Here is a 23,609-nt window from a genome sequence, read left to right on the forward strand (position 1 = left end):
TCCATACATTTGAGGCTATCCGATCGATGTTCGGAATGCGCGGGGCCATCAACCCGGCAGTAAAACGTCGTGTCTATGCCGAGCAGATGGACGTCGCACTCAGACTGGCACCCTTTACAGTCCTGGTGGCGATGTGCGTCGTATTCGTCGTGGCGTTCGTATTCTGGGATCTCGGCCCCCGCCCCTATCTTGCCGGCGTATCCATCATGGTCGCGCTCATGACCGCGGGCTCGCTCGTTGCCTGCTGGCAGTGGTACACGGTCCCCAAGGTCAAGGAACTTGGCTTCGATGCGATTAAATATCTGATCATCATCTCGGCCCTCTATGGCATCTGTCTCGCCAGCATACCGCTGATGCTGTTTCTCGACGCCGATGCCTACCACCGGCTTTTGATCGCCTGCACGGCAGCAGGTCTGATGGCCACGGGGATAGGCGTGGCTGTGGTCCCCCTTGCCGCAATCGCCTATTCTGGCACGATCATTACAGGTTCGTTCTTCGCCCTCGCGTCTACTGGCGAAGATTTCTTTCTTTTCATAGCCATCCTGCTGGCATTTTATGCGCTCTTCATTCTTTTCACCATCGTTCACATGAGCAATCTTATCGTCATGCGTACGCTCGACCAGATCAAAGTCGAGCAGCAGAAGGAAGTCATCAGTCTGCTTCTGTATGATTTCGAAGAAAACGCCAGCGACTGGATCTGGGAAACCGACGCGGATCTCAAGCTGCAGCATACATCACCCCGCTTGGCGCAGATCGCGGCCAAAACGACCAAAGAGCTCCAGGGGATGCCGTTTGCCCAACTGTTCAAGATCGACCAGTCGCATGCGGAAGAAGCCGTCAAGGTTGGCTCCATCTGGCAGGCAATTGAGAACCGCACGACGTTTCGCAACCATATTCTGCCGATCAATATAAAGGGAGAGACACGCTGGTGGTCTCTGACCGGCAAGGCGATCTTCGATAATGCGGGCCAGTTTGTCGGCTACCGCGGCGTGGGTTCCGATGTGACCGCTGCAAAGCAGTCGGACGATCAACTCTCCTATCTTGCCCGCTATGACGTTCTGACGGACCTGCCGAACCGCACGCTGTTTACTGACCAGCTTTCGCAGGCCACCAAAGACCTTGAGAAAGGGCTCCGCAGCTTTGCAGTATTCTGTATCGATCTCGATGAATTCAAGACGGTTAATGACAGTTTCGGTCATGGCATAGGTGATCAGTTGCTCAAACAGGTCGCTGATCGCCTGCGTGGTGCAGCCCCGGCAACTTATGTGGTCGCCCGCCTGTCGGGCGACGAATTTGCCATCCTGGCTCGCGGCGCGGACCAGACCGCCGCCACCGAGCTAGCCGAGCAGCTTGTCCAGAGCATTGCCCAGCCTTTCTGGATCGATGGTATTCAGATCAACATTCACATCAGTGTTGGTATCGCAATCGCGCCGACCGACAGCGTCAACGATATCATGCGCTGTGCTGATCTCGCCCTTTACCGTACCAAGAACGAAGGCCGCAACAGCTTCCGTTTCTACGAGGTGGAGATGGACGCGCGGATTGAAGCCAAACGCGCGCTGGCCATGGATCTGCGCGGGGCACTGGCCCGGGATGAATTCATCCTGCATTTCCAGCCGATCATTTCGGCTCAGACGCTGAAAACTGTTGGATTTGAGACGCTCCTGCGCTGGAAGCATCCCGTGCACGGTTTCATCTCCCCGACCATCTTTATTCCCATCGCGGAAGAGACAGGCAACATCATTCCGCTTGGCGAGTGGATCATTCAGGAAGCCTGCCGTATCGCCGTCTCATGGCCGCAGGACATCCACGTCGCGATCAATATATCGGCGATACAGTTTCGGCATTCCGACCTTGCTTCAATCGTTCGCGATGCCTTGACGAAGAACAAACTGAAGCCGAACAGGCTTGAACTTGAGATCACTGAGTCCGTTTTCCTCGAGGCCAACGTCGCCGCAATTTCGCTGCTGCGCCAGTTTCGCGCCATGGGCGTCAGCATCGCGCTCGATGATTTTGGAACCGGCTATTCCAGCTTGAGCTACCTGCGCAAGATGCCGTTCGACAAAATCAAGATCGACCAGTCCTTCGTGCGCGATCTCCCACACAATCGGGGCAGTCTTGCGATCATTCGTGCCGTAATGGGCCTAGGCGCTAGCATGGGCATGAAGATAACTGCCGAAGGAGTCGAAACGCGCGAGCAACTTGCCTGCCTCCAAAAGGAAGGCTGCGATCAGGTGCAAGGCTTTCTGTTCAGCCCGGCAGAACCGGTCGAAAAGACTTTCGAATTGCTCGCTTTCGATCGTGATCGTTACCAGGTAGCCAGCTGATACTTCGCTGAGATCACGCCTGCCGCTTGGCGGCATCCTGAATGTTGGCAGGGCGGTAGCTCGCAGACAGGCGCGAGTCCTTGGGCCAATATGGCAGGAACCCTTTGATGACTTCACCCGGAATATCGAGAGGATTATAGTGTTCGCGGTCGACGAACATCAATGACTGCTCGCCGTGCCCCAGCAAGCCCTGCGCAGCGCTGTGGATCTCATGCTGCAATGTCACGAACTTCCGGTTGTGGCGAGCGATCTTGATGCGAACGGTGATCTGCTCGAATTCTTTCGACTCGCGCCGGTAGTCGTGGGTGAACGAGCGCGTGAGGATGTAGAACCGCGTCGTTGCCAGGTCAAAATCGGGCATGCAAACATTGAAGAATAGTTCCCGCGCTTTGCCGACCCAGCGCACGTAGTTGGCAAAATATACATTGCCGACGGAGTTCGTGTCGTCATAGGTCGGAACGAGTTGCATGACGAACCATTCGCCGTCAAATCCATGCGAAGGCGTGGCGTCCTGGCTGCCCGCGACGGTGGCAAGCGGCGAAGGCGACATCATGCGGATAGGTTGATCGACTATTTCAACGGGGATGGCCTTGGAGGCAGGCCTGAACAGCTCGATCATTGCCGGCAAGGCGCCTATCAGGCCGATAAAAGGGGAAATGAGCAAGAAACCCGGCACCGGTTGAATATAGCCGATGATGAAGATGAGTGACGAGCCGCAACCAATCATGAAGCTGAGCACAGGATCAAACTTTGGTTTGGTACCCAAGGCCTCACATACGAGGTTGGCAGACGCGCTCACGAACAAGGTCGCAAACGGCATCATGAAATACATGAGCGAGAAATTGGCGGGAACCGCGGTGAAAGCGATCCACGTGGCGCCGATCAACAGCCAAAGCGGCGATGAAGCGACCCCATCAGGGATGAGGGCTAGCAACGGACTGTTACTGCGCAGATTCTTGCCCTTCAGGAACCAGGATGTTGCACAATAAAAACTGTCGACGGTCGATGCCAGGGCAATGACTGTCCAGATAACGAAAGCAAGTGCGAGGTATGGCTGCCCGTTTTCCGCGGCGAGGACCGTTGCTGCCGATACCGAACCCTGGGCACTGGGCAGGCCATCGATGGACAGTATACTGCCTATCGGGCCGACTGCCGAAGCGGTAAGCGCATTGAGAAACAGAAAGCCGAAGAACAACAGGGCGCCGACACCGTAGGCCATGCCGACATCGCCGCCTTCCCGCTTGATGGTAACCGCCCGGTGCCAATGCTGAATATCTAGCCAGGGTCCGAGCAAGAACCCGATGAGCGTAGGCATGATAAGCCCATAGAAGCGGCTGTCGAACTGCTCAAGCGGTACGCCCGGGTAGTCTGATGTTTGCCGCAGCCCAAGGAGCAGCACAATGCCGGCCGCGACCCCAACGATCGTATAAAAGATATGCAAGAGCTTGAGCTGCTGTAACGACAGCGCATGGCCGATGGCACATGCAAACAACAACAATAGCGCAACGCCGACCGGAGACCCCTCCCCGACGATTGGCTGCCAAAGATACGCGACAAACCCGAAGATCGTCACTACCAGTGCGGCCATCTGAAACAGCAGGAATACGCCGGCGTAACGGCCTTCTATATCCTTGATGATCTGATCGGGCGATCGCTTGGTGCGCCCGAGAATATAGCCAAACAGCCACAGCCCTGCGACATTGGCTATGGCGAAGCCAAAAAAACCCAACCAGCCATAGGTCAATGTGACGTGGATGGAGTAAAAGAAACCCAACCCCCACAGCCAGGATAAGCCTATTGTTGGTGCCCACAAAAGATTCCGCACGACCGTCATGACTACCCAGCTTTACAAGACACGCTGATTTACAGCACCCTACTTTAGTCGATGTTATTCGCCGAAATAAGTCAAATGTTCTGTTCTTGCGCCGCCTTGAAGAAATACCGTTTCAGTAATGTTGCAGGTACTTGGCGTTAGACGATGAGCAGACCATGAAACTTGTCCGTGGCGAATTCACAACTTGTTCACCATGCTAGCACGCAAAGGTGTCCAAACCGTTGCACACCGGCAAAATGCACGGCGAGCGTCGGATAAATTTTAAAGTCAGCCTGGCAAACAGAAAGCTCGTTGATCGAGACGAATTCTGGCTGCTTGTCATGTTCCGTCACAGATGCTCTAACGCCTGGCAAACATGCGGACGTAGAGGGACAGTTTCATGAATCGCAATATGCTTTATCTGGTTATCGGCGGCCTTATCGTTATCGTTGCAGGTCTCGGCTACTACGTCTATGACAAGGAAACCAGACCTCAGGGCATCGAGCTGAAGATCGGCGAGGGTGGCGTTTCGATACAGGAGAATTGATCTCAAAGACGGCGCAGACTTTCCGCGAGTGCCGAAACATCCGCTCCAAGCGCCCTGTCGGTTTCCAGCCCAGGCGAGATCGTCCGAACGCTATCACAGCCTAGCCTGGCGCCCTTTCCGCAGCGATGCTCCGGCCTCAAATCCATGGCCTGAGCTGCAGCCAGCATTTCGCAGGCAACGAGCTGTCGCCAAAGGTCGACGATCTCAGCACATTTCGCCACCGCGAGCGGAGTCTGCGTCGCATGATCCTCCACGCCCTCGGAAACTGCAAGGAAATCCAGCAGTACAGGATTGGCCTTGTGGCGAATGGCACCGGCGAGTGCGGCCACAGTTTTTTGCAACGGCACAAATCCGGCCGAAGCTCCGCCAACAGGACTCAGATACCGCGGCAGGCCATGACGGCCAGAACCAGTGATCTGAATGAAACGCGCAGCACTTGCCAGCGCCGTTTGCGCGATCGCGAGCCCAAGGGTTTCGAAAGCCAGCGCCAATGATGGCGTGTGAAAATTCCCCGTCGAAAGTACCCGCTCTTCATCGATGATCACCAGCGGATTGTCCGCCGCCGAATTGAGCTCGATTTCGACCGCACCCGTGGTCGTCTCCAGGGTATGCGCAAGCGCCCCCTGGATTGAAGCCACGCAACGCAGGCTCAGCGCATCCTGTATGGCTGTCTTTGTTTCGAACAATGACGAGCCGTCAAGCAGAGCCAGAAGCTTTTCCGCCTCTTCCACCTGACCCGCTGCGGGGCGCGCGCGCTGGATCGCCGGCGTCAGAATTTGTGGGTTGCCGCCCAAAGCTTCAAAGCTCATGGCAACCGCTCGCCGCTGGAGCTCCAGAAGCAACGTTGCGTCGGCGGCAACCAGCGCACCTTGGCCGACAGATACAGCCGAGGCGTTGAGCAGCGACAACCCGTCTTTGGGTCCAAGCGAAGCCGGTTCGAGACCTGCCATTTTCAAAGCGCGAGCGGACGGATGAACCGTTCCCATATATTCTGCTTCGCCTTCGCCGATCAGCGTTTGCGCCAAAGCCGACAGCAAGACCAGATCGCCAGCGCCTATGGAACCAATGGAGGGAAGGACCGGGTGAATCTGTTTGTTGAGCAATGCGAGCAAATCATTGAAAACAGCAGGGGAAATTCCGGATCCGCCGACCGAGAGCATTGCGAGCCTCGCGGCCAAGACAGCCCGGGTGACGTCGCGTTGCATAGACGGCCCGACGCCCATGCCGCGTCCGCGCACCAGTTGCTGCTGGAATGCGGCTATGCCATCGGTCACCGGCGTTTTCAGGTTTGCGCCAAGCCCCGTATTCAAACCATAGATTTGCTGTCCCGATGCTGCGGCCCTGTCGAGAATTACGCGTGCCATTTCCAGTCTGCCATAAACGTCGGGCTCGACTTCGATCAACGCATTCTCGCGCGCGATCGCGGCGATATCAGCGATCGTGGTGGCCGCACCACTGAAGACCACCCGTTTCATGCAAAGCGCAACCGCTGGCCGATATTCAATGCGTGGGCCTTCTCCAGCATGGCATAGCCCAAGGCGATATCACTTAGCGACAACCCGCGGTGCCAGAAAAGAATAGTCTCATCCTCACTCTCCCGCCCAGGCTTGTGCCCGGCAACGATCTGTCCAAGCTCGGCATGCAATGTCTGTTCAGACAGCCTGCCCGCCTCCACATGCGCACGCAGCGATCCAAATTTTCCACCCTTGCATTGACCCCAGTCATCGACGACAAGCTTGTCCATTATATCCGTCAGCGACAACTCCACTGCGCTCATCGTTCCATATGGCACGACGAATGCGCCGGGCTTGATCCATTCTGTTTTCAGCATTGGCTGTGGCTCCGGCAGGCGCGACGCCTCGACGACGATGTCGGCGCCTTCGACACAGGAGCGCCAGTCGTCGGTAACGATGATCCGCTTGCCGAGGTCATGCGAAAGCTTCTTGGCAAATGCGCCGCGGCTCTCGGGACGGCGCGAATGCACACGAATTTCATCAAAATCATAGAGATGATCGAGCAGCCTTACATTCCAGTATGCCGTGCCACGTGCACCGATATGGCCAAGCACCTTGGAATTCTTCCGCGCGAGATACTTCGCCCCCAGTGCTGTTATGGCACCCGTACGCATATCGGTGATGACAGTGGCGTCGAGGATGGCGCGAGGCACGCCTGTACGCGGATCGAAAAGGTTGAGTACGCCAAACTCCGAGGGAAAATTCAGCTTGTAGTTATCGACAAAGTCCCCGACGATTTTCACGCCCGCCAGATTCAAAGGAGCAACATATCCGCGCAACACGTTGAAATGACCATTGAAAGTTGCATCAGGTTCCAAATGCACCCGTGGCTCTATCACAGTCTGGCCATTCCCCTGCGCGGCGAGCGAAGTTTCGATTGCGGCAAGTATCTCTTCATCGGTCAGCGCCAGCGCGTCAATGTCGAGTGCATTCAGATAGTCGATGTAAATAGGTTTCATGTCTTTGCTCATGCTGCGCGTGCCGGGATACTGATTCCGAGATTTTCCCGCAATGTGCGCCCTTCATACTCATCGCGGAAGAGCCCACGGCGGCGGAGTTCGGGGATGACCAGCTCAATGAAATCCTCAAGCGCACCAGGGAAATACGCGCCCATGACGTTGAAGCCATCAGCGGCTTTACCATGAAATCGCTCTTCAAGTTCATCGACGATCTGAGCCGGCGTGCCTATCAATTGCCAATGCCCGCGTGCGCCGGCGAACTGGCGCGCCACTTGACGGATAGTGAGGTTCTCACGTCGCGCGAGATCGATGATCAATTGCTGACGGCTCTGGATACCGTCTGTGTCAGGCATTTGTGGCAATGGCCCTTCCAGCGGATATTGCGACAAGTCCTTGATGCTGAGATAGCTGGCGAGCAACGCCACCCCCACCTCGTCGGGTATGAGTTCCTGCAAGGCATCATATTTTGCCCGCGCTTCGCTTTCGGTTCGCCCGACGATGGGAGATACGCCGGGAAGTATCTTCAGATCATCGGGAACGCGACCGAAAGCTGGCATGCGTGACTTCAAGTCGGCGTAGTAGGTTTGCGCTTCCTGCAAAGTCTGCGCCGCCACGAACACAACGTCCGCCGTTCGCGCCGCAAGGTTCTTGCCTGCGTCCGAAGCACCCGCCTGTACCATCAGCGGTCGGCCCTGAGGCGAACGCGGACTGTCCAGCAAGCCTTGGACGGTGAAATGCGCACCGTGATGATCGACGGGACATAGCTTGGCTCGATCCGCGTAGGTTTTTCCATCAACAACGTAGGCACCTGCATCGACGCTGTCCCAAACCGCCCTTGCCGCTTTCTCGAACTCCTCTGCGCGTTCATAACGCTGCGCATGAGGCCGCAAGCCGCTTGACACGAAATTTTCGGCCTCGAGTTCACTCGCCGAGGTTACGAGATTCCAGCCAACCCGGCCACCGCTCAACTGATCGATGGAGGCCAAAGTCCGGGCCAGACCATAGGGCTCGTTGTAGGTCGTGGAGGCTGTAGCGACCAACCCGATGCGTGATGTGTTGACCGCCAATGCTGCAAGCAAGCTAAGCGGCTCGAACATGGTTGATCGCGCCGCCTGACTTGCCGTATTGACGTTGCGCTCGCGGATCGCAGCCGCGTCTTCAAAGAAGACCATGTCGAATTTGCCAGCTTCGGCCATTTGCGTCAGGTCAATGAAGTGGTCGACATCCACACCGGCTTCAGCAACCGCATCTGGATGCCGCCAGGCCGCAATGTGATGCCCGCCCGCCATGAGAAAGGCACCAAGCTTCATATGGGCCTTGCTCATGAGATTCGCCTCTCTGCGATTGCGGGATGTTCCGGATACGAAAGTCCAAGATGCTCCCGCAGGGTGCCACCCTCATAGGCGCTACGGAACAATCCGCGCCTTCTCAGTTCAGGTATGACGTGGTCTACGAATGCATCGGTGCTCTCCGGCACCAGCGGTGGCAGAACGGTAAAGCCATCAACGATGCGGGACCACTCCTCCAACACATCCGCAATCTCCGCTGGCGTGCCGGTAATTTCCAGACCCGAAGGCTTCTCTCCATCGAAGCTCAGCGCATCCAGCCTCTCGTGCAGCTCCTTCGCGTCAGCTTTCGTCGTGCCGATGAATGGGATTACATTTGCAAGGACCCTTACATCCGACCGCGAGCGACCATGGCGCTGAAGTCTTTGCGCAAGGTCCAGGACGAGGGTCTCGGCCTCGTCCGCGGTCGACGGATCGATGAAGACAAGTTCAGCCGAGCGTGCCGCAATTTCCAAGGTATCGGCTGTCAGCACGTGCGAAACGACTGGCTTGCCCTGAGGCGAGCGATTGACGTTAAGCGGACCACGTACGGAGAAATATTCTCCCCTATGGTCAAGGACGTGCATCTTTTCCGGCAGGAAAAAGCGCCCTGACGCTTTGTCATAAGCAAAGGCGTCGTCCTCCCAGCTGTCCCAGAGACCGTTGATAACGTCGATATATTCCAGATCCCGTGCGGCTGCTTCCGGCGATACGACGACGTTCCACCCCGCCTTGCCCTTGCTGATAATGTCCAGCGAGGCAAAGCGGCGCGCCAGGTTGTAGGGCTCGTGCTGGCTGGTCGCAGCGGCTGCTATCAGTCCGATTTTGCGGACTAGCGTGGCAAGTGCCGCGACCAGCGTTGTTGGCTCGAATGGCACGGCTTGCGGCGACAGATCGTTCAGAGGGCGCTCGCCAAGCTGATCGGTGAAGAATACGAAGTCCAAACCGCCTTCTTCTGCTTTCTTCACCTGCGCTGCCAAGGCGTTGAAATGAATCGCATCTTCCGTCTTTTCACGCCAAGCGCCGGGATGATGGCCGAATGGCGTGATCGATACTCCGATGTGCATGTTGAGAACCCTTGCTTTCATACTGGCTGTCAAACCGCAAAAATAGCGTCCCGCGTCACCTCGCCTTTCACTGCCCCGCTTTCGTCCACCACAGCAAGCACATCGCTATTGGCGGCAACCATCAACGCCAGCGCATCGCGCAGATTACTGGTCAGCGCCACTGTGCTGGTACCGGATCGAGGCGAAGCAACATTCATTGCATCGCTCACAGTGAACAGGCTGAGCCGCTTGATCGCGCGGTCTATTCCGACAAAGTTTTCGACAAAAGCGTCGGCGGGACGAGACAACACTGCGTCCGGCGTATCATATTGAACGATCTTGCCGCTTTTCATGATGGCGATGCGGTCTCCAAGCCGGATAGCCTCGTCGAGATCATGGGTGACGAGCACAACCGTCTTGCGCACACGCTGCAGAATCTGGCGAAATTCGTCCTGGAGCCTCGTCCGGGCGATTGGATCGATCGCCCCGAAGGGTTCGTCCATCAACAGCACTGGCGGATCAGCTGCAAGCGCGCGTGCCACGCCGATGCGCTGGCGTTGCCCGCCTGAAAGCTGGCGCGGGTACCGCTTCAGCATTTCACCCGCGTCAAGCCCGACCAGATCCAACAATTCTTCCGTGCGCTTCTTTGTTCTTGTTTCGGCCCAGCCCAGCAATTTGGGAACGGCAGCGATATTCTGGGCGATTGTCATGTGGGGAAACAGACCGACCTGCTGGATCACATAGCCAATGTGCCGGCGCAGTTCGACCGGGTCGACCTTGGTGACGTCCTCGCCATTGACAATGATCTTTCCTTCGCTTGGGTCAATCAGACGATTGATCATGCGCATAGTTGTCGTCTTTCCGCAGCCGGATGGTCCGATGAGCGCCGTCGTTGTCCCTTCCGGAACAACAAGTGAAAGATCGTCGACCGAGGCGGGTCCGTCTGCGACGAAACGTTTGGTCACATGTTCCATGTTGATCATGCGGTAGATCTCTCAGCAAAAAAGAACTTTTCGGCCAGGCCGAGGGTGAACTCGGTTGTGAGCGCGAGCAGCGCAATGGGAACGGCACCGACCAGCAGCCTCGACATATCCATCATACTGATGCCGACGGCTATGAAATCGCCAAGTCCGCCACCGCCGATGAACGGGGCGAGTGTTGCGCCAGCAAGAACCTGCACCGCCGCTGTACGTGCGCCCGCAAACATTGCCGGTGCTGCAAGGGGAACACGAATTTTCCGCAGAACCTGGCCGCGGCTCATCCCCATGCCAATCGCCGCCTCGACGGCATCCGGGTCAACATCGCGCAGTCCGATGAAGGCATTGAGCAGGATCGGCGGCAATGCGAGAATGGTGAGGGCAACGATGGAAGGCCATAATCCTATTCCGAGCAAGGGCATCATGATCGCGAGGATGGCAAGACTTGGAATGGTTCTCAGGGCATTGATTATGTTGATGACAGCGAAAGCAAGTCCGCCGCGATTGATGATCAGGATCGCCAGCGGCAGGCCGATGGCCAAGGCAAATGCCAGCGAGACGCCAGACATGATTAGATGCTGGCCAAGGGCCTGGTAGAATTCGGGTTGATGATCGATGATCCAGTTGAAGGCGGTCATCAGCATGTCATGACCTCCCCCGAACCAGATATTTTTCAGCCTGGCTGAGCACGACATCGAAAAAGATAGCCATCAAGGATGTCAGGATACCGCCGACCAGTATTTTCTCCGTGTAGTTCTGATCGATCCCCATCAGGATGATAGTACCCAGTCCGCCCCCGTCGATGAATGCAGCTACGGTGGCAATACCGATCACGGTCACGAGCGCGATGCGTATACCAGACACGATGAGCGGCAACGCAAGCGGGAGTTCAATGCCAATTAGCCGCTGCCAGGGACTGTAACCCATGCCGTCTGCCGCATCGAGAACATCGGCGGACACGCCGCGCAACCCCGTAACGACGTTACGCAGAAGTATGAGCAGGCAATAGGAAGAAAGCCCGACCAGCGCGGGCTTGGTGCCGAGTCCAAGCCAAGGGATCAGAAGCGCGAACAGCGCCAGACTGGGAATGACGAAGATAATCCCGGTTATCGTCAGGACGACGGCATAGAGCTTTGGACGGCGGGCGCTGATGATCCCGAGAATCAACGCGATCAAAAGTCCTATCAGCACCGAAGACACCGAGAGCACCAGATGCTGCCACGTTGCGGTGAGTATTTCCGGAATGTTCTTAGGGGCCCAGTTCAAGGGTGCCGTCCTGCCTGCGTCGTCGCTCTAGCAATGAAATAGCGGAGATGTGGCCATCTCCGCCATACGTTTGGATCATGGGCGGGACGGAATGCGCCGCCGACGCCGAAATCAGATATTTTTTTCCTTCAGGAACTCCGCAGCAACTTCCTTCGGCTCTTTCTTGTCGCGCTCGACTGCGGCGTTGAGGTCGCGCATGATTTCATTCGTCAGAAGCGGGCTCACTTTATTCAGGACTTCGGCGATCTTCGGATTCTTCGTCAAAGCATCCTGACGAATTACAGGCACGAGATAGTAGGGCGGGAACAGATGCTTGTCGTCATCGAGTACGACCAGGCTGCTGTCGGCGATCTGCCAGTCTGTGCTGAAACCATAGGATACATCGATGTTCTTGCTGGTCAGAGCGCTGTAGCGGATGCCAAGCTTGGCGAAGATGCGGAAATCCTTGAACTCGATGCCGTAAACCTGTTTCAGCCCAGGCAGTCCATCCTTGCGCTCGCCGAAACCGCCTTCGGCACCAAAGGAGAGCTCCTTGGAGGCTGGACCAAGATCCGTGAGCGTCTTGAGCTTGTATTTCTCCGCGGTCTCGGGGAGCGTAATAATGGCATAACCATTGTTGATCTGCGTCGGTTCGAGCAGGGTCAATTGCAGGTTCTTCTCGTAATAGTCTTTGACATCTTTGTAGATCTTGTCGGCAGAGCCTGAGAGATCACCCTTGACGACTGCAGCAAGCGCGGTCCCGGTATATTCCGGATAAAGATCAATTTCGCCGCTCGTCAAAGCCGAGTGAGCGATGAGCGTAGCGCCGAGATTGAGCCGCCGCTCGACTGTGACGCCAGCCTTCTCCAGCGCCTGCGCATAAATTTCGGCTACGACGAACTGTTCCGTAAAATTCTTGCTGCCGATTTTCACGGTCTGGGCAAAGCCGGACGTAGCCGCGGTCAATGCGACCAACACGCCGAACCCAATGGAGGCGACACTTCTCAAGATCATGGTTTTCCCTGCAGCTACTGTGGGATATCGTTTTTATCCCACTGGTTTCGTTGTTCGCATGCTAGCAATCTCGGGTATCAAGGGGGCAGAACGATATGCCAATGTTTCCCGTGGAAGTAGAAATTATTTACCAGACGATTGCAACTGGCGATCGGCGCAAATCCTGACAGGGCTCCTACTCTGGCGCCATCGCCCTCCTCCCGTTACAATGCAGGTCACGATGCAAATTCGCAGGGAGGAACTTATGTCAGACGATCACCAACATGGCGGCACAGTCGACCACGATCATCTGATTGACTGGCGCGAGCATGGCGTGAAAATCATCCCTGGCGATTCACTTGATCCCAACACGGCCCAGACGCCGGGCATGAACCGTGCTGCTGCGATCAATCGCGCTCGAGCCGGGGCAGAGAAGATCTGGGCTGGAACAGTTATCATCGATGCCAACGCCAAGACGGGAGCGCATCATCACGGCGATCTGGAAAGCATCATATACGTCGTCAAGGGCCGGGCGCGCATGCGCTGGGGTGACAAACTGGAATATGTCGCAGAAGCCGGGCCAGGCGATTTCATCTTCGTTCCGCCCTATGTGCCGCACCAGGAAATCAATGCCAGCCGGGACGAAGTGCTCCAATGCGTTGTCGTTCGATCAGGCCAGGAGCCGATCGTCGTGAATCTGGACATCGAGCCTGTCGAAAAGCCTGAAGGCGTTCTGTGGAAAGATCCTATTCACAAGTGAGCGCGCTGCAGCTTTTCATAGCGTTTTACCACACGGTCACGCCGCAGTTTCGACAGGCGATAGATCCAGAATACTCCATCGAGTTGATCAATTTCGTGCTGAAGGCAGACTGCCAGAAGGCCGCTCGCCTCTTCTGTGCGTGACATGCCTGACAGGTCTTGATAACGAAACCGGATGGCGGCCGGCCGCTCGACCTCGTCCGAAACGCCGGGCATGGAAACGCTACCCTCCTCGTGCCTGACCAACTCCGGGGACGACCATTCGATAACGGGATTGACGTAGAAGTCGGGCATTCTTGCACGATCGATTTCAAGAGCGACAAGGCGGCTCGAGATGCCGATATGCGGGGCAGTGATCCCTATCCCTGGAGCATTGCGCATCGTGTCGAGGAGATCCTCGCTCAGCAGGTGAAGCTCATCCCCGAACTCGGCAACCGGCTGTGCAGGTGAACGGAGCGCCGGATGTGGAAATTTCATGATGGGTCGTATCGTCAAAAATCTGCGCCTTTTTGCATATCAGTGCTCTGATGGCGGCATCGCCGCGAACTCTGTTGCCGCAAATCCGGCACCAGACGCAAGCTTCCTTTACAACTAACGCTGCGAGAGATAATCGACAGCAGATGAGCAAGACCCTTGTCAAACCGCAGGTTCTGCCGAAAGGCGCGTTGATCATGACGCTCCTCTCGCTGGCAACGACCATTGTCTCGTTCGTCATCATGATGGGCGTCACCGACATTTCACCCACGAAGCAGACGACGCAGATCGTTATCGCCGCCAACGCTGTCTCGATTTTGGTGCTCGTCTACCTGTCCTACGCCACCCTTCGGAAGTTGTTCCTCTTCAAAAGCAAGGAAAAGCACAGAGATCTTCATACGAACCTTGCGATCATCTTCGCATTGATCGCTTCTATTCCCTCTATCATAGTCGCCTGTTTCTCGCTCGTCGTACTCGATAGCCGGTTGAACTCCTGGATCAATCCAGAGAACAACCAGATCATCGACATGTCGATCAAGGCGGCGCAATCCTACACGGAAGACAACGCGCAGAGCCTTTTGACTACCACGCTCTCCATGGCAATCGATCTCGATCAGCGCCGCATGCTCTACAGCCTCGATCGCGGGGCTTTCGCCAATTGGTTGACCTATGATGCCGACCGCAACAATTTGCTGGGCGCATCCTTGGTCAAGTCGAATGGCGAGGTTGTCGTGAGCGCGCAGCTCGTTAATGACCACACCTTGCCTCCACCCCCCCTGGAGGCCCTGAGGAGCGCAGCGGGCGACAGGCCAGTGCTGATACCGCCCGGGTCCACCAGCCTTGTGGGTGCAATCATCAAGACGCAGGCACTGCCGGATTTGTATCTCTATACGATCCGCGCGGTCGACTCGTCCGCTCTCAATAATATGCGCGTGATGACCGACAATAACGCCGAGTACCAATCCCTCGCCAGCAACAGGAGGAACACGCAGATCGCCTATGCGCTGCTCTATATCGAGTTGACGTTGTTGCTGCTGCTGACTGCCGTGTGGACGGGAATTGCCGTTGCCAATCGCGTGGTCAGGCCCATTCGTCTGCTAATCGGCGCAGCCAGCGATGTTTCGACCGGCAATTTCGACGTCTCCGTGCCGGTTCGAGCATCGGATGGCGATATCGGTTCGTTATCACACACATTCAATAATATGGTCGGGCAACTCAAAACCCAGCACCATGATCTGATCTCTGCGAAGGACGAAATCGACGAGCGCCGGCGCTTTACGGAAGCGGTGCTTTCCGGCGTCACGGCCGGCGTCATCAGCGTAAACTCACATGGCGATATTGCAGGCCTCAACCGGCCGGCCGAACAAATGCTCTCGATTGATGGCGGAGAGGCGATAGGCAAAAATCTCATCGATATACTTCCGGAAATCGGCGCTGTCTTCGCGGCGGCACGCGAAAATGGCAGGTCTTCCAGCCGCAAACAGGTCAGCATTACCCGCAACGGATTGGCGCGCTCGTTCAACGTGCAGATCACACGCGAAGACGCCGACACGCAAAACACCTCATATGTCGTCACCGTCGACGATATTACGGATCTTGTCGCGGCGCATCGTTCCTCAGCATGGGCCGACGTAGCGCGGCGCATTGCCCACGAGATCAAGAACCCGCTGACACCTATCCAGCTTTCCGCCGAACGGATACGCCGTCGCTATGGAAAGGTGATTACCGAGGATCGCGAGGTTTTCGACCAATGCACCGAGACCATCATCCGTCAGGTTGGCGACATAGGCCGCATGGTGGACGAATTTTCGGAATTCGCACGGATGCCCAAGCCGCAGCTGGCGCCGACTGACATCCGCGATGTGCTACGTGATGCGTCGTTCCTCGTGGAAATCAGCAATAGTCAGATCAGGTTTCAGCATGACTTTGCCGACGAACCGCTCGTCGGCAATTTCGATAATCGCCTGCTCGGTCAAGCCTTCGGCAATATCATCAAGAACGCTTCAGAAGCCATCGAGGCGGTGGTCAAGGCTGGAACAGTCGAGGAGGGGCTTATCCTCGTTCGCGCGGCGAGCACCGGTTCATCTATCATTGTCGAGGTTCTGGACAATGGCAAAGGGCTGCCTGCGGAGAACCGTCATCAACTGCTGGAACCTTACGTGACAACCCGTGAAAAGGGCACCGGGCTCGGGCTCGCCATCGTCAAGAAAATTGTCGAGGACCATGGCGGCCACTTGGAGATGCTCGACGTGCCGGCGAGTTTTGCGGGGCGTGGGGCAATGGTGCGAATGACCTTTCCCAAGCTTGTCGAGGCGAACGCGGCATAGGAATCGGCTGGTATCACATTCCTTTCACTCGATATCAAAATGTGATGAAACGGAGGCATGGCGCAAATTGCAGTCTACATTGAAAGCGCTATAATCCCCTCCGGTGAAGTAGGCGATGGGATGGATTTTCCGTTGTTCTGGTTCGCACATGATCACAAAAATTCAGATTGATCGCTGGCAGAGAATGTCAGCGACGGGTGCTCATGATTTTTTGAGAACGCGCCGGTCCCCCCGGCTACGCTCATGAGGAGTCAGGCGATGCGACATACGAAAGAAAACGGCGATATCTCCAATTGGATGACATGCTCTATGATTTTGTTTGGCGCACTGGCGGTTGCAGCTGTCGTCTTCGCGGTTTGACAGTCATATTGTAAACTCGCATTGACAGTTCATCCACTTGATTACAGGCGCGCATGAACCTTGTTCGTGCGCCGTTTCAGTTCGTTCTGATTATCGAAATGAGCATGGCGACAAGTGCAATGAAATTCAGGATTGCGCTTGCGGCGTGTGAGTACTCCCATTGTAAACGGATCGCCTCCCAACCTTCCGGTAAAACGGTCCAGTTATGCGTCGCCCTGTTGGCTGGAAAAGTGAACAGCCAGAAAACGGCCTGGGTGCCGGCGACGCAAAGAAATGCCGTTACCGTCAGTGCATAAGGCTCCCCTGAGCGATAAAGCCTTACGGCAAGCGCGAACAACAAGATCAACGCGCCGAACACCACAATCCCAAAGAGGCTCCATCCATCGTAGGCCCTTTGCGCGGCTAGGTATTCCGCGCGGCTGAGCCGCAACTTGCCAAGCATGGAGAAAAGATGAGCACCTGCCGGAACGAGGGCGAGCACGACAAACAGCAGACTTGTAAATCTCAGCGCGTAGGTCACAGCGAACCTCCTCACCCCCATTTGCCTCATGTAACGCGAAAGCTGCCACACCAATCCATCAGACTTGAATAGTGGAACCAAAAGCCTCTAACGACAGTTTGGGGATGAGCGTTGGACTTTGTTGTAGATGGGGGGCTATTCACTTATATTGGATAGTCGATACGTTACCGAGCAGGAAAAATAGTGGATATTGCGCAAAGCAATTTTGCTTCTTCACTTGCGGCTTTGCATAGCCTAGACAGCTTCAGCCGTGATTCCTTGGTCATGTCTTTACCGATTCCGGTCTATACGACGGATAAGTCTGGTGTCATCACATTCTACAATCGTGCAGCAGCCGAGTTCTGGGGACGCGAGCCCCGGATCGGCGAGGAAATGTGGTGCGGTACGTGGAAGCTGTATTACACAGACGGAACGCCGATGCGGCACGACGAATGTCCGATGGCAATAAGCTTGCACGAGGATCGCGAAGTTCGAGGACTTGAGGCTATAGCCGAGCGCCCGGATGGCAGTCGGATTATCTTTCGCCCCTTCCCCGTGCTGCTCCGAAATGGCTTCGGCGAAACCATTGGCGCTCTGAACATGCTGGTCGATGTTACGGACCAGAAACGAAACGAAGAGTCGGCGCAGCATCTCGCGGCAATCGTCGAATCGTCTGACGACGGCATCGTCAGCAAATCCCTCCAAGGTATCGTACGCAGCTGGAACAAGGCCGCGGAGCGTATTTTTGGCTACACGGCCGAAGAAATGGTCGGCGCTTCAATTACCAAGATCATCCCGCCGGAAAGATTGAGCGAAGAGGCGTCGATCGTCAATAAGGTCGGCAAGGGCGAGCGGATAGATCATTATGAGACGATCCGCAGGCGGAAGGATGGAACGCGTATTCACGTGTCGCTAACCGTATCGCCAGTCAAGGATTCCACGGGGCGGATTGTTGGAGCCTCCAAGATCGCTCGGGACATCTCCGAAAGGAAAGAGAAGGAAGATCGCATCGTCATGTTGATGCGCGAGGTCAACCATCGCGTTAAAAACCAATATGCCGTCATCCTTTCCATGATCCGCGAAACCAGCAATCGCGCTGGAGACAGCGCTGAGTTCGAGCAACAGGTTCGCGAAAGGATCATGGCGCTCGCGCGCTCGCATGATCTTCTCGTCCACGCCGAATGGCGCGGCGCAACCGTGGCGGATTTGCTTCTGGCGCAAATCAAACCGTTCGGCGATGAGAATAGCATAGCCATCTCTGGTCCCTCGATTGTCCTCCAGCCCAATGCTGTTCAGTATCTGGGAATTGCGTTCCATGAACTTGCGACGAATTCGGCCAAGTATGGCGTTTTTTCGGCTGAGCGCGGTAATATCGCCGTCGACTGGCATGTTGGCGATAGCGGCAAAACCTTCTATCTCGCCTGGACGGAGACTGAAGGACCACCGGTAAAGCTCCACCCCAACAAGGGATTTGGCAGGGTTGTTCTGGAGCGCGTGACGCCGCTGTCGCTTGGCGGAGAAGGCATCCTTGAGCAAACACCGACCCGCGTCGTCTGGACCGTACGCGCCCCGATGGAAAATATTGCGGCAGCCGCCCCCGTGCCCCCTCATTCTTAATGATTAAGTCAACTTGCTGGAAACACGCCCAGCTCGGGTGTATTGTCCCTGCTAAGCGTTAAACACGGGTTCGGGGGAGCCAAATGCCACAGATTTCTCAGCTTTTCTTCAAGACGGCGGTCATTTGCCTCATCGTCGGGCTGGCAATGGGCCTGCAAATGGGAATTTCCGGCAATCACATTGTGATCGGAGCTCATGCCCATCTAAATCTCCTCGGGTGGGTAACTTGCGCGATATTCGGCGGTTATTACGCGCTCAATCCATCCAAGGCGGGCAAGAAATTGGCGATGGTCCAATATTTCGTATATACATTGGGTCTCATCGTAATGCTGCCGGCGCTCTACTTCATGGAACTCGGCAATCGGCAGCTGGAGCCACTCGTGGGCATAGGTTCCATCATAGTTCTCGTTGGTGTTCTGCTCTTCGCCGTGATCATCTTTTCCAGGGCGATAGCCGTTGTCCCCGAAGCCGGACGGGCGTGAAGGCACTGCTTCGTCCGGAACCATACGCTCCGTCCCGGATTTAACGAGGAGACCGGAGGGATGTCATGCACAGACGAACAACGATCCTCATTGCAGCAGTTGCACTGGTGGTAGTCATTGCCGCCTTCTTCTTGACGGGCAATCGGACTGGGGAGTCTGAAAATCCGGGGCAGCCTGCTCCGCATGCCCTCGACCAATCCAACTGAACTTTCCAAGATATAGCGTGGTGGGGCCGGGTCTGCGCCTCCATACGAAAATGTAGTCAGGCGACGTTCCGAAAAGTTTCGGATAGTATAGCCGCATAATCAATAATCGTGATGCTTGGGGGCCGCGTGGAACGTCGACTGACCACTATTCTTGTTGCCGATGTAGCGGGTTACAGCAGGCTTATGAGCAACGATGAGGCGGCAACGTTCGCCGCTCTTGATCGGCACCGGTCTGAATTGATCGACCCGAGGATAGCGGAAAACCAGGGGCGCATAGTGAAGATGACCGGAGATGGGCTGCTCGTTGAGTTTACGAGCGTTGTCAATGCCGTCTTCTGTGCTGCCGAAATCCAGCGCGGCATGCGCGAGCGCAATGAAAACGTTCAACCCGATCGCCGTATCGAGTTCCGGATCGGCATCAATCTCGGCGATGTGATAGTTCAGAACGGTGACATTTTCGGGGATGGCGTCAACGTGGCGGCTCGCCTCGAAGGTATCGCGGCTCCGGGGGGCATTTCGGTTTCCGCGTCGGTACGGGAACACGTCGGCAGCCGGCTCGATCTCGCATTCGAAGATATGGGTGAACGTGCGCTAAAGAATATCGAGCGCCCAATCCGCGTTTATAATATCGTGCTCAACGCGGGTTCCACAACGCAGCCTCGCCCGCCCGCAGCGGTTTCCGCCAAGGACATGAGCGACCTGTCCATCGCCGTGCTCCCGTTCACAAACATGAGCGGCGACCCCGAACAGGAATATTTCTCAGACGGTATTACAGAAGACATCATCACCGACCTCTCGAAGATTTCGGGCCTGCACGTCGTTGCTCGCAATACGGTTTTCACCTACAAGGGCAAGTCCGTAAAGGTAAAGCAGGTCGCCCAGGAACTCGGTATCCGTTTTGTGCTCGAGGGAAGTGTCCGCAAGGCTGGAGAGCGCATACGCATCACGGGACAACTCATCGATGCGAAGAATGGCGGACATCTGTGGGCCGATCGCTACGATCGCAGCATGACAGATATTTTCTCCATTCAGGATGAAATCACGCGTTCTATTGTCGATCAATTGAAGGTCAAACTGCTGCCCGAAGAAAGCGCAGCTGTTGCACGCCCGCCGACGGAAAACGTCGAAGCCTATACATATTACCTTAGAGGGCGGCAGTTCTCGCATGAATGGACCAAGGCCTACTTGCTGCTTGCGCGCCGAATGTTCACCAGGGCCGTGGAAATCGATCCGCATTATGCCCGTGCCTATGCCGGAATTGCCAATTGCGACTCAGCCCTGCACGGCTGGCATTCCGAAGAAGTGTCTCTCGATGGCATTTTGGAAATGAGTGCAAAGGCCCTGGCGCTCGACCCGGACCTCGCCGAGGCGCACGCGGCCAGAGGACTGGCCTTGCTGCGCAATGAAAGGCGCGCGGAAGGGATCGTCGAACTCAAGCGTGCGCTGGAACTCGAGCCGGACCTATACGAAGCCAACTATTTCTACGCGCGGTTGCTCTATACTCAGGGCGATCTCCACGACGCAGCCATCTATTTTGTCAGGGCTGCGGAAATAAGACCCGATGATTACGTCTCGCCGATCCTGTTGACTTCGGTGTACCAGGCGCTGGGAATGAAAACGGAGACCGAAAACTGGGCCCAACGCGGAATAGAGCGAGCCGAGCGCGCGCTGCTCCTGCATCCGGAAAACTCAAGCCCGGCCCATCGGGGCGCACTCGCGCTCGCTCACCTTGGCCAAAAGGAGCGGGCGAGAGACTGGGCTGCCCGCGCGCTGGCGATTGCACCTGACGATATCTATGGTCACTACAATGTCGCGTGCGCCTATTCTATCCTCGGTGACGCCGAGCAGGCGCTTGACCTCCTCCAGCACGTCGTACCGCGCAACACAAGAGAGCAGATGATGTGGTTCAAGTATGATTCGGATCTTGATCCCCTAAGGGAGCATCCCCGCTTCAGGCAGATGTGTTCAACACGAGCGAAGGAACTCGGTCTCGAAGGCGAAATTGAATGCTAGGTGGTCATGTGTCGGGGTCAGGCATGCCTTTTCCGCCTTGGCCATCATTGTTTTCTGCGGAAAATGGCCAAGAGACAGCGGATAGGTCAAGTCGGGGATTGCATTCGATATTTTTCCCGCTATTGATCGCGGTCAGACGTTCGGCTTCTGTCGCGAGGTCTGATTTTCAGGTGGGGCCTGTAGCTCAATTGGTTAGAGCCGGCGGCTCATAACCGCTTGGTTGGGGGTTCGAGTCCCTCCGGGCCCACCATTCTTCTTGACCGTTGTAGCTTGTCGCGCAGTTTTGAGATTTTGACACCCAGTTTTAGAGCAAATCGCTTTCCAAATTTGCTGCGCTATCTTCGCTGAAGTAGCGATTACTGTACAGGCGGTCGGAATGGACACGCCATGGAATCCATGACGTGTCCAGCTTCACTTAGACAGAGTGTTCGCACTCGCGTTCAATTTCCGTTACCGAACACATTTCACAAAATGAAATCGGCGGCTGACAGCCCCCAATATGAGTTGGCTTCGGTGTTTACGGTCATTACACCTGCTTGACCGACAATCTGCACCGTCCACTGATTGACCGATATGTAAGATAAAAGAATTTGCCCGGCCGCACTCCCCATCGTGAAAGTTCCATTTCCGTTGCTCGGATTGCCGTCTGGATCGATCGCACTGAAATCAAGTGTGTCGTCAAACTTCGTGCCGTCATGACAATGAAAGTGGTTTATTACATCTCCGATCAAATCGGCCTTGGTGAGGAACTGGAAAGTATCGTTACCTTTATCAGCGTTGCCGGTGCCACCGGTTAGAACGCCACCCCCGTCCATCACGTCTGCGCCCAAGCCTCCGATGATGATGTCGTCTCCTCCGGCTTCATGGAAAGGAATTCTGCAGTCGCCGTAGATTGTATCATTGCCGGCAAGCCCACTCAGGATGTTGACACCCAAACTGCCATGGATCCTATCATCCTGGTTTGTTCCAATTATGTTTTCGAAACCTACAAGCACTTCATCTAAGCCGGCGTTGCTGTCTTCAGGGTCGAAAATAGGCAAGTCCATATCTCCACCCTCAAGAACTAGAATGATGCCTCCACCTGTCGTGGCCCCATAGTTCAACGTGTCGATGCCATCGCCGCCATTGAGCGTATCCGCACCCGCGCCGCCTACGAGTGTATCGTTGCCAGCACTGCCGATCAGTGTGTCATCGCCAACCCCACCATTCAGCGTGTCGTTGCCGTCAAGGCCAATAAGCTTGTTTGCCTCGGTATTGCCGGTGATCCAATCATTCAGGTTGGTGCCGACGACGTTTTCAAAGCCGCCAATGATAACATCGACCCCGGCATTGCTTCTGCCGGGAAGGAACTGGCCGACATTGACGCCACCGCTTGCGTTAAGCGTTAGAGTGATACCGCCGCCTGTCGCGCTCTCATAGCTCAGCGTGTCATCACCATCGCCGCCATTGAGCGTATCGATGCCTCCCCCGCCTTCAATATAATCATTGTCTGCACCACCATCTATGATGTTGATGCCGGCACCGCCATATATCTGATCGCTGCCGATACCACCCTGCACAGTGCCGGCGAGGCCGGTGACGCGTATACGGTCATCACCGCCCCCTCCATCGACCGCAAGACCGGCGAGAAGACCGGTAATCAGAATATCGTCATCGCCGGTGGTCCCACCGCCCCGATTGATGGGAAGCGGCACCCAACTTCCATTATAAACTTCTAGAAATGCAAAAAGTGCGGGATCTAATGCCATGGTCATGCACTCCCTGTTCGGGCTGCATGAGCCGGTTTCCCTTCCGAGGCCTGCTACTCCGCAGCCAACAGAAATGAACTCTACGCCGTTTTATTTAGAACGCAATTATACTATACTTAAAAAATAGTTACATGGCTGATATTGCTCGCAGAACTCTCGCCGGCTGCCAAAGATGATCTTAAAGCACGTTCAAATGGCATTTAAGACTGTTCCTAACCATTCTTCGCAACGGCGCGCGGCAAGGCTAGATTTCAAGAAAGATGCTACTACTAGCCAATATCATTCTTATGGAAGCAGCGCTTGGAAAGACGCTCGGGCGTGATGACATGTACACGCCGACTGTACTGGACCTGCTCCATCGGTGGGCGAAGGCCGAAT

At 55.8% G+C, this 23,609-nt stretch carries 20 protein-coding genes and 1 tRNA gene; 9 read left to right on the forward strand and 12 right to left on the reverse strand.

Going from position 1 to position 23,609, the window contains the following annotated elements; all coding sequences use genetic code 11:
* Positions 1 to 35 precede the first annotated feature (35 nt).
* Positions 36 to 2,327 carry a putative bifunctional diguanylate cyclase/phosphodiesterase gene (locus tag CU100_RS19340; RefSeq protein WP_245419131.1) on the forward strand — a complete coding sequence of 764 codons (2,292 nt, stop codon included), beginning with the start codon at positions 36 to 38 and terminating at the stop codon, positions 2,325 to 2,327.
* Between the two features lie 13 nt (positions 2,328 to 2,340).
* Here the strand turns inward: CU100_RS19340 and CU100_RS19345 are convergent, their stop codons facing one another.
* Entirely contained in the window at positions 2,341 to 4,101 is a 1,761-nt protein-coding gene (locus tag CU100_RS19345) for an acyl-CoA thioesterase (protein WP_245419132.1), read from the reverse strand.
* A gap of 439 nt (positions 4,102 to 4,540) precedes the next feature.
* Between CU100_RS19345 and CU100_RS26990 the strand changes: the two genes are divergently transcribed.
* Positions 4,541 to 4,687 carry a hypothetical protein gene (locus CU100_RS26990; RefSeq protein ID WP_170113903.1) on the forward strand — a complete coding sequence of 49 codons (147 nt, stop codon included), beginning with the start codon at positions 4,541 to 4,543 and terminating at the stop codon, positions 4,685 to 4,687.
* A 2-nt stretch (positions 4,688 to 4,689) separates the two neighbouring features.
* Here the strand turns inward: CU100_RS26990 and CU100_RS19350 are convergent, their stop codons facing one another.
* The 8 genes from CU100_RS19350 to CU100_RS19385 all read right to left on the reverse strand — a co-directional run bounded on the left by CU100_RS19350 (position 4,690) and on the right by CU100_RS19385 (position 12,767).
* On the reverse strand, positions 4,690 to 6,162 hold the full coding sequence (locus tag CU100_RS19350) for an HAL/PAL/TAL family ammonia-lyase (RefSeq protein ID WP_106718233.1): 1,473 nt from the start codon (positions 6,160 to 6,162) through the stop codon (positions 4,690 to 4,692).
* A complete protein-coding gene (locus CU100_RS19355; RefSeq protein WP_106718652.1) occupies positions 6,159 to 7,160 on the reverse strand; it encodes an ornithine cyclodeaminase family protein in 1,002 nt (333 codons plus the stop codon). The genes CU100_RS19350 and CU100_RS19355 overlap by 4 nt, the downstream gene beginning before the upstream one ends.
* 8 nt (positions 7,161 to 7,168) lie before the next feature.
* Positions 7,169 to 8,485: an LLM class flavin-dependent oxidoreductase gene (locus CU100_RS19360; RefSeq protein WP_106718234.1), complete on the reverse strand. Its 1,317-nt coding sequence runs from the start codon at positions 8,483 to 8,485 to the stop codon at positions 7,169 to 7,171.
* On the reverse strand, positions 8,482 to 9,573 hold the full coding sequence (locus CU100_RS19365; protein ID WP_245419133.1) for an LLM class flavin-dependent oxidoreductase: 1,092 nt from the start codon (positions 9,571 to 9,573) through the stop codon (positions 8,482 to 8,484). Before CU100_RS19365 ends, CU100_RS19360 begins: the two co-directional genes overlap by 4 nt.
* 8 nt (positions 9,574 to 9,581) lie before the next feature.
* The gene (locus CU100_RS19370) at positions 9,582 to 10,514 is read right to left on the reverse strand and encodes an ABC transporter ATP-binding protein (RefSeq protein WP_106718236.1); all 933 of its coding nucleotides are present in this window, start codon (positions 10,512 to 10,514) and stop codon (positions 9,582 to 9,584) included.
* Complete coding sequence (locus tag CU100_RS19375) at positions 10,511 to 11,152, reverse strand: ABC transporter permease (RefSeq protein ID WP_106718237.1); 642 nt, start codon at positions 11,150 to 11,152, stop codon at positions 10,511 to 10,513. Before CU100_RS19375 ends, CU100_RS19370 begins: the two co-directional genes overlap by 4 nt.
* Position 11,153: 1 nt before the next feature.
* Positions 11,154 to 11,774 (reverse strand): ABC transporter permease, encoded by a 621-nt coding sequence (locus CU100_RS19380; RefSeq protein ID WP_106718238.1) that lies wholly within the window; start codon positions 11,772 to 11,774, stop codon positions 11,154 to 11,156.
* Between the two features lie 111 nt (positions 11,775 to 11,885).
* The gene (locus tag CU100_RS19385) at positions 11,886 to 12,767 is read right to left on the reverse strand and encodes a glycine betaine ABC transporter substrate-binding protein (protein WP_106718239.1); all 882 of its coding nucleotides are present in this window, start codon (positions 12,765 to 12,767) and stop codon (positions 11,886 to 11,888) included.
* 244 nt (positions 12,768 to 13,011) lie between these two features.
* Here CU100_RS19385 and CU100_RS19390 point away from each other — a divergent pair, with 244 nt between their 5' ends.
* Entirely contained in the window at positions 13,012 to 13,506 is a 495-nt protein-coding gene (locus CU100_RS19390) for a cupin domain-containing protein (protein WP_106718240.1), read from the forward strand.
* Here CU100_RS19390 and CU100_RS19395 read toward each other — a convergent pair.
* Positions 13,497 to 14,000, reverse strand: coding sequence for a peptide deformylase (locus CU100_RS19395; protein ID WP_106718241.1), 504 nt, complete (start codon positions 13,998 to 14,000; stop codon positions 13,497 to 13,499). The genes CU100_RS19390 and CU100_RS19395 overlap by 10 nt on opposite strands.
* Positions 14,001 to 14,125: 125 nt before the next feature.
* Between CU100_RS19395 and CU100_RS19400 the strand changes: the two genes are divergently transcribed.
* Positions 14,126 to 16,306 (forward strand): sensor histidine kinase NtrY-like, encoded by a 2,181-nt coding sequence (locus CU100_RS19400; protein ID WP_106718242.1) that lies wholly within the window; start codon positions 14,126 to 14,128, stop codon positions 16,304 to 16,306.
* 436 nt (positions 16,307 to 16,742) lie between these two features.
* Here the strand turns inward: CU100_RS19400 and CU100_RS19405 are convergent, their stop codons facing one another.
* On the reverse strand, positions 16,743 to 17,186 hold the full coding sequence (locus CU100_RS19405) for a hypothetical protein (protein ID WP_245419134.1): 444 nt from the start codon (positions 17,184 to 17,186) through the stop codon (positions 16,743 to 16,745).
* 264 nt (positions 17,187 to 17,450) lie between these two features.
* Here CU100_RS19405 and CU100_RS19410 point away from each other — a divergent pair, with 264 nt between their 5' ends.
* From CU100_RS19410 to CU100_RS19425, 5 genes are all read left to right on the forward strand, one after another.
* Positions 17,451 to 18,782, forward strand: coding sequence for a PAS domain S-box protein (locus tag CU100_RS19410; RefSeq protein ID WP_106718653.1), 1,332 nt, complete (start codon positions 17,451 to 17,453; stop codon positions 18,780 to 18,782).
* Between the two features lie 83 nt (positions 18,783 to 18,865).
* Positions 18,866 to 19,264 carry a hypothetical protein gene (locus tag CU100_RS19415; RefSeq protein WP_106718244.1) on the forward strand — a complete coding sequence of 133 codons (399 nt, stop codon included), beginning with the start codon at positions 18,866 to 18,868 and terminating at the stop codon, positions 19,262 to 19,264.
* A gap of 65 nt (positions 19,265 to 19,329) precedes the next feature.
* Positions 19,330 to 19,470 (forward strand): hypothetical protein, encoded by a 141-nt coding sequence (locus CU100_RS26995; protein ID WP_170113904.1) that lies wholly within the window; start codon positions 19,330 to 19,332, stop codon positions 19,468 to 19,470.
* 126 nt (positions 19,471 to 19,596) lie between these two features.
* Positions 19,597 to 21,483, forward strand: a complete 1,887-nt coding sequence (locus CU100_RS19420; protein WP_170113905.1) for an adenylate/guanylate cyclase domain-containing protein — start codon at positions 19,597 to 19,599, stop codon at positions 21,481 to 21,483.
* Positions 21,484 to 21,656: 173 nt separating this feature from the next.
* Positions 21,657 to 21,733: transfer RNA gene (locus CU100_RS19425), tRNA-Ile, on the forward strand.
* 214 nt (positions 21,734 to 21,947) lie between these two features.
* Here CU100_RS19425 and CU100_RS19430 read toward each other — a convergent pair.
* Positions 21,948 to 23,231, reverse strand: coding sequence for a calcium-binding protein (locus tag CU100_RS19430; protein ID WP_170113906.1), 1,284 nt, complete (start codon positions 23,229 to 23,231; stop codon positions 21,948 to 21,950).
* Positions 23,232 to 23,609 lie beyond the last annotated feature (378 nt).

The sequence above is a fragment of the Phyllobacterium endophyticum genome (genome assembly GCF_003010935.1).
Classification (GTDB): domain Bacteria; phylum Pseudomonadota; class Alphaproteobacteria; order Rhizobiales; family Rhizobiaceae; genus Phyllobacterium; species Phyllobacterium endophyticum.